Here is a 14812-nt window from a genome sequence, read left to right as displayed (position 1 = left end):
ATGCTTCTCACGTCCCCGACGCGCTGAGAAGCGCCCAGGCGGGCCGATAGCCCTCATCGTCTAGCGGCCTAGGACGCCGCCCTTTCAAGGCGGTAGCACGGGTTCGAATCCCGTTGGGGGCACGCAGAACGGTGTGCGACACTGGTGTCGCTTGTTCGCACACAACAGCTTGGTCCTGTGGAGCAGTTTGGAGTGCTCGCCACCCTGTCAAGGTGGAGGCCGCGGGTTCAAATCCCGTCAGGACCGCTGAGGTTTCATTGAAGCCTCGTGGCTGGGTAGCTCAGTTGGTACGAGCGATCGCCTGAAAAGCGATAGGTCGCCGGTTCGACCCCGGCCCCAGCCACAACCCGAAGGCCCCGTCCGTCCGGACGGGGCCTTCGTCGTGCCCGGAACCCGGTGGGCGCCACCACGGCACCACCTCCGGCCCGACTTGGCATGTTCCCGGCACGGCGCTACGTTCGGCCTGGCCGAAGCAGCGCTTACTGGTGGGGGGACCATGACGACGAGCCCTGACGGGTCGGAGACCGCGTCGCAAGGCGGGTCGGAAGCCGGAGCGGGAGCCGTGGCGCCGGCCGCGGGTGAGTCGAAGGTCACGGGCGAGCTGAAGCTGGAGCGGGACCGTGCCCTCTTCGGGCTGATAGCCGTCGGGCTGAGCAATGTCGTGATCGCGGCGATCGCCGGGGTCGCCGTGTGGCAGCTGAACGGCGACAAGTCGGTCGCCCTCGGTGTCATCAGCGCCGCTTTCACCGCTGTCTCCACGATGACCACCGCGTATCTCGGGATCAAGGCCGTTTCCAACACCGCGAAAGCCATGTCGCAGCGCGACACACCACCTCGCGGCCAGGCCTGACCGAGGCAGGCGCACTCCGAGCCGGAGCCGCCGGGCGCAAAAGCGTTCGCCAGGAATTTCGGCGAGATGAGATCCTGGACCGCGTATGTCTACGCATCCTGCCCCCGCCCTCGGCGATCTCGCCCCCCGTCTGGCCGAGCTGTCCCTGCGCGACGCGCACCGGCTCGGGCGCAGGCTCGAAGGCGCGCGCAAGATCCGCAAGCCCGAGGCCCGCTCCGCCGTGCTCGCCGAGATCGAGGCGGAGGTCGCCAAGGGCGAACTCCGCATGGCCGAGCGCCGTACCCGCGTACCCGCCGTCACGTATCCCGAGCAGCTCCCGGTCAGCCAGAAGAAGGCCGAGATCGCGGAGGCCATACGCGATCACCAGGTCGTCATCGTCGCCGGTGAGACCGGGTCCGGCAAGACCACCCAGATTCCGAAGATCTGTATGGAACTCGGGCGCGGGGTCCGCGGCATGATCGGGCACACGCAGCCCCGTCGTATCGCGGCCCGTACCGTCGCCGAGCGCGTCGCCGACGAGCTGGACACGCCGCTCGGCGAGGCCGTCGGCTGGAAGGTGCGGTTCACCGACCAGGTGAACCCCGACGCCACCTTCGTCAAGCTCATGACGGACGGCATCCTGCTCGCCGAGATCCAGACCGACCGCGAGCTGCGCGCGTACGACACGATCATCATCGACGAGGCCCACGAGCGGTCCCTCAACATCGACTTCCTGCTGGGCTACCTCGCCCAGCTCCTCCCCAAGCGCCCGGATCTCAAGGTCGTCATCACCTCCGCGACCATCGACCCCGAGCGCTTCTCCCGGCACTTCGGCGACGCTCCGATCGTCGAGGTCAGCGGGCGTACGTACCCCGTCGAGGTCCGCTATCGCCCCCTCCTCGAAGAGGACGGCGACGACGCCGACCGCGACCAGATCACCGCGATCTGCGATGCCGTCGAGGAACTGCAGGGGGAAGGCAAGGGCGACATCCTGGTCTTCCTCTCCGGCGAGCGCGAGATCCGCGACACCGCGGACGCGCTGACGAAGAAGAACTACCGGTTCACCGAGGTCCTCCCCCTCTACGCCCGCCTCTCGCACGCCGAGCAGCACCGCGTCTTCCAGCCGCACACCGGACGCAGGATCGTTCTGGCGACCAACGTCGCCGAGACCTCGCTGACGGTGCCCGGCATCAAGTACGTCATCGACCCGGGCACCGCCCGCATCTCCCGCTACAGCCACCGCACCAAGGTCCAGCGGCTGCCCATCGAGCCGGTCTCGCAGGCCAGCGCCAACCAGCGCAAGGGCCGCTGCGGCCGTACGTCCGACGGCATCTGCATCCGGCTGTACTCCGAGGACGACTTCCTCGCCCGTCCGGAGTTCACGGACGCGGAGATCCTCCGCACGAACCTGGCGAGCGTCATCCTGCAGATGACGGCGGCCGGCCTCGGCGACATCGAGAAGTTCCCGTTCATCGACCCGCCGGACCACCGCAACATCCGCGACGGTGTCCAACTCCTCCAGGAACTGGGCGCGCTGGACCCGACGGAGAAGGACCCGCGCAAGCGGCTCACACAGACCGGCCGCAAGCTGGCCCAGCTGCCCGTGGACCCGCGGCTGGCCCGGATGGTCCTGGAGGCCGACAAGAACGGCTGTGTGCGCGAGGTCATGGTGATCGCGGCCGCGCTCTCCATCCAGGACCCGCGCGAGCGCCCGGCCGACAAGCAGACGCAGGCGGACCAGCAGCACGCCCGCTTCAAGGACGAGACGTCCGACTTCCTCGCCTTCCTGAACCTGTGGCGGTACGTCCGCGAGCAGCAGAAGGAGCGGGGCTCGTCCGCGTTCCGCCGTATGTGCAAGCAGGAGTACCTGAACTTCCTGCGCATTCGCGAATGGCAGGACATCTACTCCCAGCTCCGCACGGTCGCCAAACAGATGGGCATCCATCTGAACGAGGAGGACGCGGCCGACCAGAGCGTCCACGTCTCCCTGCTCGCCGGTCTGCTCTCCCACGTCGGCATGAAGGACGTGAAGGAGGCCGGGGGGGAGGGCGGGAGAAACACAGCGAAGAACGAGTACCTGGGCGCGCGGAACGCGAAGTTCGCGATCTTCCCGGGCTCCGCCCTCTTCAAGAAGCCCCCGCGCTTCGTGATGTCCGCCGAGCTCGTCGAGACCTCCCGTCTCTGGGCCCGCGTCAACGCCAAGATCGAGCCCGAGTGGGTCGAGCCCCTGGCCGGACATCTGCTGAAGCGCACCTACAGCGAACCGCACTGGGAGAAGGACCAGGCCGCGGTGATGGCGTACGAGAAGGTCACGCTGTACGGCGTACCGATCGTCGCCCAGCGGAAGGTCAACTACGGCCGGATCGATCCCGAGACCTCCCGCGAGCTGTTCATCCGCAACGCGCTCGTCGAGGGTGACTGGCGCACGCACCACAAGTTCTTCGCCGACAACCGCAGACTTCTCACCGAGGTCGAGGAGTTGGAGCACCGCGCGCGGCGCCGGGACATCCTGGTCGACGACGAGACGCTCTTCGACTTCTACGACCAGCGGGTGCCCGCACACGTCGTGTCCGGCGCGCACTTCGACTCCTGGTGGAAACACAAGCGCCACGAGGAGCCCGAACTCCTCGACTTCGAGCGCTCGATGCTCATCAACGAGAAGGCCGGGGCGGTCACGAAGGACGACTACCCCGACTCCTGGCGCCAGGGCCGGCTCAAGTTCCGCGTGACCTACCAGTTCGAGCCGGGCGCGGACGCGGACGGCGTGACCGTCCACGTCCCGCTCCAGGTCCTCAACCAGGTCACGGACGAGGGCTTCGACTGGCAGATCCCGGGCCTGCGGGAAGAGGTCGTCACCGAGCTCATCCGGTCCCTGCCGAAGCCCATCCGCCGGAACTACGTCCCCGCCCCGAACTTCGCGCAGAGGTTCCTGGAGCGGGCCGTACCCCTCCAGGAGCCGCTGACCACGACGATGGCGCGCGAGCTGAAGCGCATGGTCGGCGTCCCCCTCACGGCCGACGACTTCGACTGGTCCCGGGTCCCCGACCACCTGAAGATCACCTTCAGGATCGTCGACGAGCGGCGCCGCAAGCTCGCCGAGGACAAGGACCTGGAGGCGCTGAAGCTCCGGCTGAAGCCGAAGGCGCGCAAGGCGATCTCGCAGGCCGCGGCGGCTACGGCGGAGCGCGCGGGCGGCGAGTCCTTGGAGCGTACGGGGCTGACGGACTGGACGATCGGTTCGCTGACCCGCGTCTTCGAGACCCGACGCGCCGGCCAGCCGGTGAAGGCGTACCCGGCGCTGGTCGACGACGGCGACACCGTCTCCGTACGGCTCTTCGACACGGAGGCCGAGCAGGCGCAGGCCATGTGGAAGGGCACGCGGCGGCTGATTCTGCGCAACATCCCGGTGAACCCGGGCAAGTTCGCCTCGGACAAGCTCACCAACGCCCAGAAGCTCGCCCTGTCCGCCAACCCGCACGGCTCGATCCAGGCCCTCTTCGACGACTGCGCGATGGCGGCCGCGGACCGGCTGATCGGGGACTTCGGGGGCCCGGCCTGGGACGAGGAGTCGTACCGGAAGCTGTACGACAAGGTGCGCGCCGAGATCGTCGACACGACGGTGCGGACCGTGGGCCAGGTACAGCAGGTGCTTGCCGCCTGGCAGGCCTGTGAGCGCCGTCTGAAGGCCGTCAAGAGCCCGACACTGCTGGCGAACCTCACGGACGTGCGGACGCAGCTGGACGCCCTCGTGAAGCCCGGCTTCGTCACGTCGACCGGGCTGCGCCGGCTTCCGGACCTGATGCGCTACCTGGTCGCCGCCGACCGCCGGCTGCAGCAGATGCCGACCAGCGTCCAGCGGGACACCACGCGCATGGAGAAGGTCCACGAGATGCAGGACGAGTACGCCTGGCTCCTGGAGCAGCTGCCGCAGGGGCGGCCGGTCCCCTCGTCGGTCCTGGACATCCGCTGGATGATCGAGGAACTCCGGGTCAGCTATTTCGCGCACGCACTCGGTACGGCGTATCCCGTCTCGGACAAGCGCATCGTGAAGGCGATCGACGCGGCTGTCCCGTAACCGCTCCTGTACGTTGGGTGAGTTCGACCCGGGGGCCACCCTCCTGTACAGTCTCTTTTCGCAGCACAGCGCAGAAATGAAGTGCTGCGAAACCTGGTCCTGTGGAGCAGTTTGGAGTGCTCGCCACCCTGTCAAGGTGGAGGCCGCGGGTTCAAATCCCGTCAGGACCGCAGTGAGCAAGGGCCCCGCATCCGTCCCGGATGCGGGGCCCTTGTCGTGCGTGCCGCCGGGTCCGACGCCTCGGGGGTTTCTTCGCCCCCTCCACCCTCGCCCTCCCCCAAGCTCCCGGCTTCGCTCGAGCAGGGGAACCCATCGCACCTGGGGGCTTCGCCCCCAGACCCCCTGGGTTGTTTCTTGGGTGCGGGTCGGTGAGGGCTTGTCGCGCAGCTCCCCGCGCCCCTGAAGGGGCGCGGCCCGCGGGGATGGGACAGGTAGGGGGCGGCAGGGCGAAACAGCGCCTCCCCGGCTCCCAGCGCCTTGACGGCGCCACATTCCGCCGGTACCCAGAAACCAGGGCTCCTCGACCCCTCGGAGGTGCGTATGGCGGCGACCACTAGGCACGAGACGCGAGCCCTGCTCCGCGCCCACCTGTCGGCCGCCTCCGGATACCGCCATCTGACGCGGCACTGCCCGATCTGCCACCAACTCCTGCGGCTGGCCATGGAGCCCGCCCCGTGGGGTGAGGAAGAGCCCGAGAGCGCCGCCGAGGACGAAAGCCCCTCCAAGGCGTGACCAGCGGCGGCGAACCCGCTCGGCGGACGGTGGGAGTCCGGGCGTCCATCCGCCTGCGCGTGGCCTCAACTCCCTTAGCGCAGAAGCCCCGTGGGCAACAAGGACTGTGTCGTGTGACGGGTGTCACCGCATAAGTTTTCAGAAGTGCGGAACTTACACCCCACCTACAACTGGTCAATTTAATATGTGCAATTGCACCCCCTTCCGGGGGCGCCCACAGGAGATCCGACACCCCTCCCCAGGCTCCGACAAGGCCGCTCACAGGCCGGCCGTCCAGGCGCGAACAGGGCACAAAAAAGATCGCGCTGGACCCGGCGGAGTCCAGCGCGATCTACGACGCACCCTTGTCACGTACCAAAGAAGCTTGGGCGTGGGTTCTGTTGGGGCAGGACCCGCGTCGCTTGGAGCTGTGGTGCGGACACCTCGGCGGGTTGGGGGACCTACCGAATTGCCCGGTTATGGAGTTGTTCAGGCCTCGCTGCGCTGCTGCGGGATACCCGCGAGCAGTGCGCGCACCTCAGCCTCGCGGTAGCGGCGGTGCCCGCCGAGCGTGCGGATGGACGTAAGCTTGCCGGCCTTCGCCCACCGCGTGACCGTCTTGGGGTCGACGCGGAACATCGTGGCGACCTCAGCCGGGGTCAGCAGCGGCTCGGCATCAGGGGTGCGAGCGGTCATGAGCGGCCTCCTCGGGAGAACCGAACCTTCTCGGTTCTTTCCTCTAAATTCTGCACCTTGACCCGCGTTGCCCGAAATGGCGGACGCGAGTCGAGTCGGTTATAGGACGAACGGCTTGTCCTCGGCACTACAACTACACCATCCGTCCAGCCGCGTCGGCCAAACCGATGGAATTGCCCTCCCAGGTGTTCATCAGCGACGGAAGCCGATGGACCATGCCATAGCGGACAGTCACGCCACTGTGACGATCAGTCACAGGACGATCAGGAGTCACCAGACCCCCCATAGCGTGCAATGCTGAGATTCCACCCATAAGTGGATGGACGGAACCTTCCCCCGGGCTCCTTGTCCTATTTTGGCATGGGGAGGGGCAAGCGGCGCAAGAGCCAGGTAAGTGCCGTCCGTCACGCTTGACACCGCCTTGATGCCGCTTGAGCCGAAAGCCCGGATCAGGACCTACGTCCCGGAGTGAGGGCTCTTCAGCGTGGGAGGACCATACGCCAGTTCGACGCGAACCGGTGAGAAGCAGATCACACGACCCGCGCGCCCCAGAAGTCTCAGTTCGCCGAGCGCCGGTCCCTGACCGAGCGCCACCGCTCCACGAGTCGCCCGTAGGCCTCGCCCGCCGCGGCGCCGTCCCCGCCGCGCAGCGCCTCGATGCCCTCGGCGATGTCCGCGGCCGAATGGTCCCCCTCGATGTGCCCGGCCGGCAGCACGTGCACGAGCCCTCCGTAGTCCAGCTCGACCAGCGAGCGCGGATGGAACTCCTCCAGCCAGCGCCCCACGTCCACCAGGCCGTCGATGAGCGGCCCCTCGTCGAGGGTGTCCCTCAGCGTCTTCAGGGCCCGCGCCGTGCGCCGTCGGGCCTGCACCATCGGCGTCCGGTAGCGCAGCACCGGCTCGGCACCGCCGGGCCCCGCCCCCTTCTCGTACTCCCGCTCCTCGTCGGAGACGAGCACGAACCAGTTCAGGGGCACCTGCCAGGTCGAGGTGCGGATCCACGGGCGGGCGTCGGGGTTGCGGACCATCCAGCGCTCGTAGTCCAGGGCGGCCTGACGGCGTACCAACGGCGGCAGCACCGCATCGAGGACGGGCGCCGGCAGCTCCTCGGCCAGCTCGCCCAGGGCCTGCCAGCCACGCAGCCGGGTGCGCCAGGGGCAGACGCAGAGCACCCCGTCGACCTCCACCACGAAGGCGTCGCTGCTCTCGTGCACCGGCACCGGGATCGGCGGGGTGGGCAGCAAGTCGGCAAGGGAGCGGCGCAGTTCATCCTGGTAGGTGGGACGCTCCGCGCGGCGGGCATAGCGCGCCCAGTGGCCCCGTTCCGGCTCCGGGAAGGCGGCCAGCGGTTCATACACGCGCAGATACGACGCGTACGGGACGATCACCGAGGACACCTTGGGCACGCCTGCTCCCTCCCCCGTTGGCCACCAGGAAAACCAGCGGAAACCGCTCACAACCTCACGAGAAATCTATGCAAATCGAACCACGGCTGTACTCCGCCAGTAGGTGATCCTGAACACTGCACCGAAGGCGGGTGGGCGCAGGCTCTAGTCTCATGCCCACGGAGCCCGCCATCCGCACGGGCCCCGCCCCCAACCGCCGCTTATTACCTGGGAGTCACCACAGTGACCGACGTAACCGACGGCGTCCTGCACACCCTGTTCCATTCGGACCAGGGGGGTCATGAGCAAGTCGTGCTCTGCCAGGACCGCGCCAGCGGCCTCAAGGCCGTCATCGCCATCCACTCCACCGCACTGGGCCCGGCCCTCGGCGGTACGCGCTTCTACCCGTACACGAGCGAGGAGGAGGCCGTCGCCGACGCCCTGAACCTCTCGCGCGGCATGTCGTACAAGAACGCCATGGCCGGTCTCGACCACGGCGGCGGCAAGGCCGTGATCATCGGCGACCCGGAGCTGATCAAGTCCGAGGCGCTGCTCCTCGCGTACGGCCGGTTCGTGGCCTCGCTCGGTGGCCGGTATGTCACCGCGTGCGACGTCGGCACGTATGTGGCCGACATGGACGTCGTGGCACGCGAGTGCCGCTGGACCACGGGCCGCTCGCCCGAGAACGGCGGCGCCGGGGACTCCTCCGTCCTCACCGCCTTCGGTGTCTTCCAGGGCATGCGGGCCTCCGCCCAGCACCAGTGGGGCGACCCGACGCTGCGCGGCCGCAAGGTCGGCATCGCGGGCGTCGGCAAGGTGGGCCACCACCTGGTGCAGCACCTGCTGGAGGACGGCGCCGAGGTCGTGATCACGGACGTGCGCGAGGAGTCGGTGCGCCGGATCCTCGACAGGCACCCGGCCGGTGTCACCGCCGTCGCGGACACCGAGGCACTCATCCGCACCGAAGGCCTCGACATCTACGCCCCGTGTGCGCTGGGCGGGGCGCTGAACGACGACTCCGTGCCCGTCCTCACCGCGAAGATCGTGTGCGGCGCCGCCAACAACCAGCTCGCGCATCCGGGCGTCGAGAAGGACCTCGCGGACCGCGGGATTCTGTACGCCCCCGACTACGTGGTGAACGCGGGCGGTGTCATCCAGGTCGCCGACGAGTTGCACGGCTTCGACTTCGACCGGTGCAAGGCGAAGGCCGCGAAGATCTTCGACACCACGTTGGCCATCTTCGCACGCGCAAAGGAAGACGGCATTCCGCCGGCCGCCGCGGCCGACCGGATCGCCGAGCAGCGGATGGCGGAGGCCCGGCGCCGCTGACCGTGTGACGGGTACCCGTCGGCGGCAGTTAGAGAGAACTCTCACGTCCGTCGGCGGGTCGTCGGCCAAGAAGAGGTTAAAATCGCGGTTGACCAGCGAGGACGGGGCTCCTCGAGGGTTCTGCGCACACGCGCGTCCTGCGGGCGACGTACCGTATGGGCGTGGGCTCAGGTACCGTGGAAGCCCTACGGACCGGTCTCTCCATGGAGAGCCCGTTCCAGATCATGAACGCGTGTCAAGACTCTGGGGCCGTCGAGCCCCGTCACCGAGGGGGTCGAGCCATGGGGCGCGGCCGGGCCAAGGCCAAGCAGACGAAGGTCGCCCGCCAGCTGAAGTACAACAGCGGCGGGACTGACCTGTCGCGTCTGGCCAACGAGCTGGGCGCTTCGACTTCGAACCAGCCGCCGAATGGCGAGCCGTTCGAGGACGACGACGAGGAAGATGACCCGTACGCCCAGTACGCGGATCTGTACAACGACGACGAGGACGAGGACGACGAGTCCGGTCCGTCGTCACAGCAGCGTCGCGGCGCTTGACTGTCCAGCAATGCTTCACCCGGTCCGGGGCGGATTCGCGCCGGACCGGGTTTTGCGCTGCCGTCGGGTGACGTCAGCTGCCGCCCGGGGCACCACCCCGGACGGGCTCACTGACTAGCCGGCGTAGTCCCCGATGAGGGCCGCGCCCGTCTCGTGCTCGCCGCGCTCGGTGATCTCACCGGCGATCCAGGCATCCACCCCGCGGTCCGCGAGGGTGGCCAGTGCCACGTCCGCGGACTCCTCGGGGACGATCGCGATCATGCCGACGCCCATGTTCAGCGTCTTCTCCAGCTCCAGGCGCTCGACGTCGCCGGTCCTGCCGACGAGGTCGAAGACCGGGGCCGGGGTCCAGGTCTCGCGGTCGACGACGGCGTGCAGCTCGTCCGGGATGACGCGGGCCAGGTTGGCCGCGAGCCCACCGCCGGTGACGTGGCTGAAGGCGTGCACCTCGGTGGTCCGGGTCAGCGCCAGGCAGTCCAGCGAGTAGATCTTGGTCGGCTCCAGGAGCTCCTCGCCGAGCGAGCGGCCGAACTCCTCGACGTGCTGGTCCAGGCTCAGGTTCGCCCGGTCGAACAGGACGTGCCGGACGAGCGAGTACCCGTTCGAGTGAAGACCGGAGGCCGCCATGGCGATCACCGCGTCACCCTTACGGATACGATCCGGGCCGAGCAGCTGGTCGGCCTCGACCACACCGGTGCCCGCACCCGCGACATCGAAGTCGTCCGGGCCGAGCAGACCCGGGTGCTCCGCCGTCTCGCCGCCCACCAGGGCGCATCCCGCGAGCACGCACCCCTCGGCGATGCCCTTCACGATGGCCGCGACGCGCTCCGGGTGGACCTTGCCGACACAGATGTAGTCGGTCATGAAGAGCGGCTCGGCGCCGCAGACCACGATGTCGTCCATGACCATCGCGACCAGGTCGTGGCCGATCGTGTCGTACACGCCGAGCTGCCGGGCGAGGTCGACCTTGGTGCCCACGCCGTCGGTCGCGGAGGCGAGCAGCGGGCGCTCGAAGCGCTTGAGGGCAGAGGCGTCGAAGAGGCCGGCGAAGCCGCCGAGGCCGCCGAGGACCTCGGGGCGCTGCGTCTTCTTCACCCACTCCTTCATCAGCTCTACGGCGCGGTCGCCCGCCTCGATGTCGACGCCGGCAGCCGCGTAGGAAGCACCGGAAGGACTGGTCTCAGACATTGCCTGGGATCTTTCGGGTTGGTGAAACGGGGCTCTGCGGCGCTTACGGGCGACGGATGGCGTCAGCCGCGGCCGTGGCTGCGGGACCCGCGGCCAGCTCGGTCTCCAGGAGCTGCTTGCCGAGCAGCTCGGGGTCCGGGAGCTCCATCGGGTACTCGCCGTCGAAGCAGGCGCGGCACAGGTTCGGCTTGGCGATGGTGGTCGCCTCGATCATGCCGTCGATGGAGATGTACGAGAGGGAGTCGGCGCCCAGCGAGGTGCCGATCTCCTCGATGCTCATGCCGTTGGCGATCAGCTCGGCGCGGGTCGCGAAGTCGATGCCGAAGAAGCAGGGCCACTTCACGGGGGGCGAGGAGATCCGGATGTGGACCTCGGCCGCGCCCGCTTCCCGCAGCATGCGCACGAGCGCGCGCTGGGTGTTGCCGCGCACGATCGAGTCGTCGACGACGACCAGGCGCTTGCCCTTGATGACTTCCTTGAGCGGGTTCAGCTTCAGACGGATGCCGAGCTGGCGGATCGTCTGCGAGGGCTGGATGAAGGTCCGGCCGACGTAGGCGTTCTTGACCAGACCCGCGCCGAAGGGAATGCCGGAGGCTTCCGCGTAACCGATCGCGGCGGGCGTCCCGGACTCCGGGGTCGCTATCACCAGATCGGCCTCCACAGGGGCTTCCTTGGCGAGCCTGCGGCCCATCTCGACGCGCGAGAGGTACACGTTCCGGCCGGCGATGTCCGTGTCCGGGCGGGCCAGATAGACGTACTCGAAGACACAGCCCTTGGGCTTCGCTTCCGCGAATCGCGATGTACGGAGGCCGTTCTCGTCGATGGCGACGAACTCGCCCGGCTCGATCTCGCGGACGTAGGCGGCGCCGCAGATGTCCAGGGCGGCGGACTCGGAGGCGACGACCCAGCCGCGCTCCAGGCGGCCGAGGACCAGCGGGCGGATGCCCTGCGGGTCGCGGGCGGCGTAGAGGGTGTGCTCGTCCATGAAGACGAGGCTGAAGGCGCCCTTGACCTGCGGGAGGACCGTGTGGGCGGCCTCTTCGATGGTCAGCGGCTTGCCGTCGTCGTCGACCTGGGCGGCGAGCAGCGCCGTGAGCAGGTCGGTGTCGTTGGTGGCCGCCACGCGTGTGGTGCGGCCTTCCTGCTTGGGCAGGTCGGCGACCATCTCGGCGAGCTGCGCCGTGTTGACGAGGTTGCCGTTGTGGCCGAGCGCGATGGAGCCGTGCGCGGTGGCGCGGAACGTCGGCTGGGCGTTCTCCCAGACGGAAGCGCCGGTGGTCGAGTAGCGGGCGTGACCGACCGCGATATGACCCTGGAGCGAACCGAGGGAGGTCTCGTCGAAGACCTGGGACACGAGGCCCATGTCCTTGAAGACGAGGATCTGGGAGCCGTTGCTGACCGCGATTCCCGCGGATTCCTGGCCCCGATGCTGGAGGGCGTAGAGCCCGAAGTAAGTGAGCTTGGCGACCTCTTCGCCCGGAGCCCAGACACCGAAGACGCCACAAGCGTCCTGGGGGCCTTTCTCACCGGGGAGCAGATCATGATTGAGTCGACCGTCACCACGTGGCACGCAACCGAGTGTAGGCGAGATCGACCACTGGTCCGAATTGGGGATACGGAGCCTTGATGGATCACTCGTCGGCGACAGCGCTGACGACGGTGCCGTTTGCGCTGGTCAGCGTGAGGGTGCGGTGATCCAACTCGTATCGGACCGTGCCGCCGAAGAGGCTGAGCAGAGTCTTCTCGGTGTCCATGAGTGAGCGGTCGCACATCATGCGTGTGGTCCTGGCGGTGCCGAGGGTGACATTCCCGTCGCGGACGGTGGCCTGTGCGGACACGTGGTTGCAGCCGAGGCTGCCGCGGATCGTGCCCTGCTTCTTGTCGAGGACGAGGTACGCCTTGGCTCCGGCGGGGAGGGACTGGGCCACGTCGGCGTCGCCGAGGGCCGTGACCTTCCACTTGGTGCCGTAGAGGGGGGCGTCCTGCTCCTTGACGAGGTTGACGCGGTCGCCGTCCTCCGTGGTGAGCGTCAGTTCGTCGCCGTTGACCTTGCTGGTGAACGCGCCGCCGGCGAAGGCGCGGCTCAGGCTCTCCTCGAAGGTCATCGGGGCCTTCGGGCAGCCCATGTCGGTCATCTGGATCTCCCCGAAGTCGACACGGTCGCCCTTGAGGGTGGCGGTCGAGCCGAAGCTGTTGCAGCCGGCGTTGCCGCTGACCCGGCCGTCCTCGCCGATCCGCAGATACGCGCTCTCGGGTGCCTGCCTGGTCCTGCCGTCCACCGTGAGGCTGTCGACGGCCCAGTGGACTCCGGTGACGGGTGATGAGCCCGCCCCCACGGAGCTGCTGCCGCCGCCCGGCTGGGTGCCACAGGCCACCGCGAGCGGTAGCAGGGTCAGGGCGGTGAGCGTCAGTCGCTGCTTGTCCATGCCGATGTGACGGGAGGGGTGGGGTGGTCGGTTCCCGGTTTTTTCGCCCCCTCCGCCCCTACCCGACCCGTACCAGCCTTTCGGCTGCGGCTGTGTGGGGGCTTGTCGCCTTACGCGGGCGGCGGTCGGTGGCTCAGCCCATCAAGGGAAGGAGCCCTCCGAGGTCAGCCCGCTCCCCGCTCGCGCTGACCTTGGCATCCTCCAGCGCCGCCTGCCAGGCCGTACGCCCCGTGGCCAGCCGGATCCACGTCAGCGGATCGGTCTCCACGACGTTCGGCGGAGTCCCTCGGGTGTGCCGCGGCCCTTCCACACACTGCACGACGGCATACGGCGGAATCCGCACCTCCGTCGACGCCCCGGGCGCCTTCACGGCCAGCGCGTCGGCGAGCAGCCGAGTGCAGGCGGCGAGCGCCTGCCGGTCGAAGGGGATCTCGGTGCCCGCGGCGCGATTCAGGTCGTCCGTGTGGACGACGAGTTCCACGGTGCGGGTGACGAGGTAGTCGGCGAGGGTCATCGCACCGGTGCGCGCCGCGAGCAGCCGGTCGTCCGGCGCCGTGGCCAGACGCTCGGCGATCCGCCGCTCGGTGCTGTCGTAGAGCGCGTCGAGGTCGGGGTTCTGTTCGGCGAGCTCGCGGCTGCCGTCGGCGATGTCCCCGGCTCGGGCGGCGGTGGCGAACGGCCAGTCGAGCAGGCCGAGTGCGGCCTTCGTCGGCTCGTCCCGGTCGAGGTTCCGGCTCACGGTCTCGACGGCCGCCGTGATGTGCGCGGCCAACTCCCGCACACTCCAGTCCCCGAGGTGCGTGGGCCGCGCCAGCTGCTCCTCGGTGAGGGCGCGTACGCCGTCTCGTACGTTCCCGAACTGCGCGAGCACCGCCGCGCGGATCTTGGCGGAGTCGTACGCACGGGCGCGTCTCTTGGCCGGGGGCATGGTCATCAGCCTAGAGCTTGACGGCGTACCCGCTCAGGCCCTTTTCGATCAGGTCGAAGGCGTGCCGGGCGCGCTCGGCGGCGTCGGCGGCGACCGCGTCCGGGGTCTCACCGGCCCCAATACGGTTGTGGTGCTCCTCGATGAGGGCGTTGCGGGCGGCGCTCAGTGTGGCGGCGACGACCGTGGCGAGCATCGCGTCGCCGGTCTCCTCGGCGAGGATGGCTGCCAGGTCTCGCGTCCCCTTCTGGGCGGCGAGGAAGGCGCGTTCCATCAGGGCCGGGGTCTCCATGACGAGTCGGCGCACCTGGCGGGCGAAGGGCTCGCTGTGCAGGCCGACCGAGGGATCGCGGGCCTCGACCATCTCCAGGAACTGCCGGCGCACGGCATCCACCGCGGATTCGCCCGGCTCCCGCTCGCGCACGGCGCGGGCCACGTCACCGAAGTGCTCCTCCATGGGACGAAAGACCAGGTCTTCCTTGGTGCCGAAGTAGTTGAAAACGGTCATCTTCGACACCTCGGCCGCTTCGGCGACCTCCTGCACCGAGACGTTGTCGAAGCCCCGCTCGACGAAGAGGGCGATCGCCGTCCGGTAGATCCGCATCGCCGTCTGCAGCTTCTTGCGCTCGCGCAGCCCCATCGCCTCAGCCATGGGACCACTGTACCAATGGCCGATGTACCCGGATTAACTTTGAGCCCGACATAAACATTG

Annotated in this window: 12 protein-coding genes and 4 tRNA genes; 9 read left to right on the top strand and 7 right to left on the bottom strand. The window is 68.7% G+C overall.

Annotated features, from left to right (window positions below; all coding sequences use genetic code 11):
* Positions 1-49 precede the first annotated feature (49 nt).
* The 7 genes from IEY95_RS19530 to IEY95_RS19500 all read left to right on the top strand — a co-directional run bounded on the left by IEY95_RS19530 (position 50) and on the right by IEY95_RS19500 (position 5636).
* Positions 50-122: transfer RNA gene (locus tag IEY95_RS19530), tRNA-Glu, on the top strand.
* A 49-nt stretch (positions 123-171) separates the two neighbouring features.
* Positions 172-246 (top strand) — tRNA-Asp (locus IEY95_RS19525).
* Between the two features lie 23 nt (positions 247-269).
* A tRNA-Phe gene (locus IEY95_RS19520) sits at positions 270-343 on the top strand.
* Positions 344-496: 153 nt separating this feature from the next.
* Positions 497-850, top strand: coding sequence for a hypothetical protein (locus tag IEY95_RS19515; RefSeq protein WP_229703147.1), 354 nt, complete (start codon positions 497-499; stop codon positions 848-850).
* 85 nt (positions 851-935) lie between these two features.
* Positions 936-4904, top strand: a complete 3969-nt coding sequence (gene hrpA / locus IEY95_RS19510) for an ATP-dependent RNA helicase HrpA (protein ID WP_189187300.1) — start codon at positions 936-938, stop codon at positions 4902-4904.
* 95 nt (positions 4905-4999) lie between these two features.
* Positions 5000-5074, top strand: a tRNA-Asp gene (locus IEY95_RS19505).
* A 370-nt stretch (positions 5075-5444) separates the two neighbouring features.
* Positions 5445-5636: a DUF6274 family protein gene (locus tag IEY95_RS19500; protein ID WP_189187299.1), complete on the top strand. Its 192-nt coding sequence runs from the start codon at positions 5445-5447 to the stop codon at positions 5634-5636.
* 468 nt (positions 5637-6104) lie between these two features.
* On the opposite strand, the gene bldC is transcribed toward IEY95_RS19500, so the two are convergent.
* Positions 6105-6311 carry a developmental transcriptional regulator BldC gene (gene bldC / locus IEY95_RS19495; RefSeq protein WP_003949541.1) on the bottom strand — a complete coding sequence of 69 codons (207 nt, stop codon included), beginning with the start codon at positions 6309-6311 and terminating at the stop codon, positions 6105-6107.
* 557 nt (positions 6312-6868) lie between these two features.
* Positions 6869-7717, bottom strand: a complete 849-nt coding sequence (locus tag IEY95_RS19490) for a DUF8083 family protein (protein WP_189187298.1) — start codon at positions 7715-7717, stop codon at positions 6869-6871.
* A 222-nt stretch (positions 7718-7939) separates the two neighbouring features.
* Here IEY95_RS19490 and IEY95_RS19485 point away from each other — a divergent pair, with 222 nt between their 5' ends.
* Both IEY95_RS19485 and IEY95_RS19480 read left to right on the top strand, forming a co-directional pair.
* Positions 7940-9025: a Leu/Phe/Val dehydrogenase gene (locus IEY95_RS19485; RefSeq protein ID WP_189187297.1), complete on the top strand. Its 1086-nt coding sequence runs from the start codon at positions 7940-7942 to the stop codon at positions 9023-9025.
* Between the two features lie 281 nt (positions 9026-9306).
* Positions 9307-9561: a DUF3073 domain-containing protein gene (locus IEY95_RS19480; RefSeq protein WP_189187296.1), complete on the top strand. Its 255-nt coding sequence runs from the start codon at positions 9307-9309 to the stop codon at positions 9559-9561.
* A 114-nt stretch (positions 9562-9675) separates the two neighbouring features.
* Here IEY95_RS19480 and purM read toward each other — a convergent pair whose 3' ends face one another.
* The 5 genes from purM to IEY95_RS19455 form a co-directional block, all read right to left on the bottom strand.
* On the bottom strand, positions 9676-10749 hold the full coding sequence (gene purM, locus IEY95_RS19475; RefSeq protein WP_189187295.1) for a phosphoribosylformylglycinamidine cyclo-ligase: 1074 nt from the start codon (positions 10747-10749) through the stop codon (positions 9676-9678).
* A gap of 43 nt (positions 10750-10792) precedes the next feature.
* Positions 10793-12319: an amidophosphoribosyltransferase gene (purF, locus tag IEY95_RS19470; RefSeq protein ID WP_189187294.1), complete on the bottom strand. Its 1527-nt coding sequence runs from the start codon at positions 12317-12319 to the stop codon at positions 10793-10795.
* Positions 12320-12380: 61 nt separating this feature from the next.
* A complete protein-coding gene (locus IEY95_RS19465; RefSeq protein ID WP_189187293.1) occupies positions 12381-13175 on the bottom strand; it encodes an META domain-containing protein in 795 nt (264 codons plus the stop codon).
* Positions 13176-13308: 133 nt separating this feature from the next.
* Positions 13309-14103 (bottom strand): maleylpyruvate isomerase family mycothiol-dependent enzyme, encoded by a 795-nt coding sequence (locus IEY95_RS19460; protein WP_189187292.1) that lies wholly within the window; start codon positions 14101-14103, stop codon positions 13309-13311.
* Between the two features lie 10 nt (positions 14104-14113).
* Positions 14114-14752, bottom strand: coding sequence for a TetR/AcrR family transcriptional regulator (locus tag IEY95_RS19455; RefSeq protein ID WP_189187291.1), 639 nt, complete (start codon positions 14750-14752; stop codon positions 14114-14116).
* Positions 14753-14812: the final 60 nt, after the last annotated feature.

It is taken from the genome of Streptomyces albiflavescens (assembly GCF_014645835.1).
In the GTDB taxonomy this organism is placed as follows: Bacteria; Actinomycetota; Actinomycetes; order Streptomycetales; family Streptomycetaceae; genus Streptomyces; species Streptomyces albiflavescens.
Note: the sequence above shows the minus strand (reverse complement) of the source record. Positions and strands in the feature narration are given on the sequence as shown.

What these genes read in the sequence shown, in the direction of transcription:
- IEY95_RS19515 (WP_229703147.1), top strand. Translation starts at nt 497, where the DNA reads ATGACGACGAGCCCTGACGGGTCGGAGACCGCGTCGCAAGGCGGGTCG.
- hrpA (WP_189187300.1), top strand. Translation starts at nt 936, where the DNA reads ATGTCTACGCATCCTGCCCCCGCCCTCGGCGATCTCGCCCCCCGTCTG.
- IEY95_RS19500 (WP_189187299.1), top strand. Translation starts at nt 5,445, where the DNA reads ATGGCGGCGACCACTAGGCACGAGACGCGAGCCCTGCTCCGCGCCCAC.
- bldC (WP_003949541.1), bottom strand. Translation starts at nt 6,311, where the DNA reads ATGACCGCTCGCACCCCTGATGCCGAGCCGCTGCTGACCCCGGCTGAG.
- IEY95_RS19480 (WP_189187296.1), top strand. Translation starts at nt 9,307, where the DNA reads ATGGGGCGCGGCCGGGCCAAGGCCAAGCAGACGAAGGTCGCCCGCCAG.
- purM (WP_189187295.1), bottom strand. Translation starts at nt 10,749, where the DNA reads ATGTCTGAGACCAGTCCTTCCGGTGCTTCCTACGCGGCTGCCGGCGTC.
- IEY95_RS19465 (WP_189187293.1), bottom strand. Translation starts at nt 13,175, where the DNA reads ATGGACAAGCAGCGACTGACGCTCACCGCCCTGACCCTGCTACCGCTC.
- IEY95_RS19460 (WP_189187292.1), bottom strand. Translation starts at nt 14,103, where the DNA reads ATGCCCCCGGCCAAGAGACGCGCCCGTGCGTACGACTCCGCCAAGATC.
- IEY95_RS19455 (WP_189187291.1), bottom strand. Translation starts at nt 14,752, where the DNA reads ATGGCTGAGGCGATGGGGCTGCGCGAGCGCAAGAAGCTGCAGACGGCG.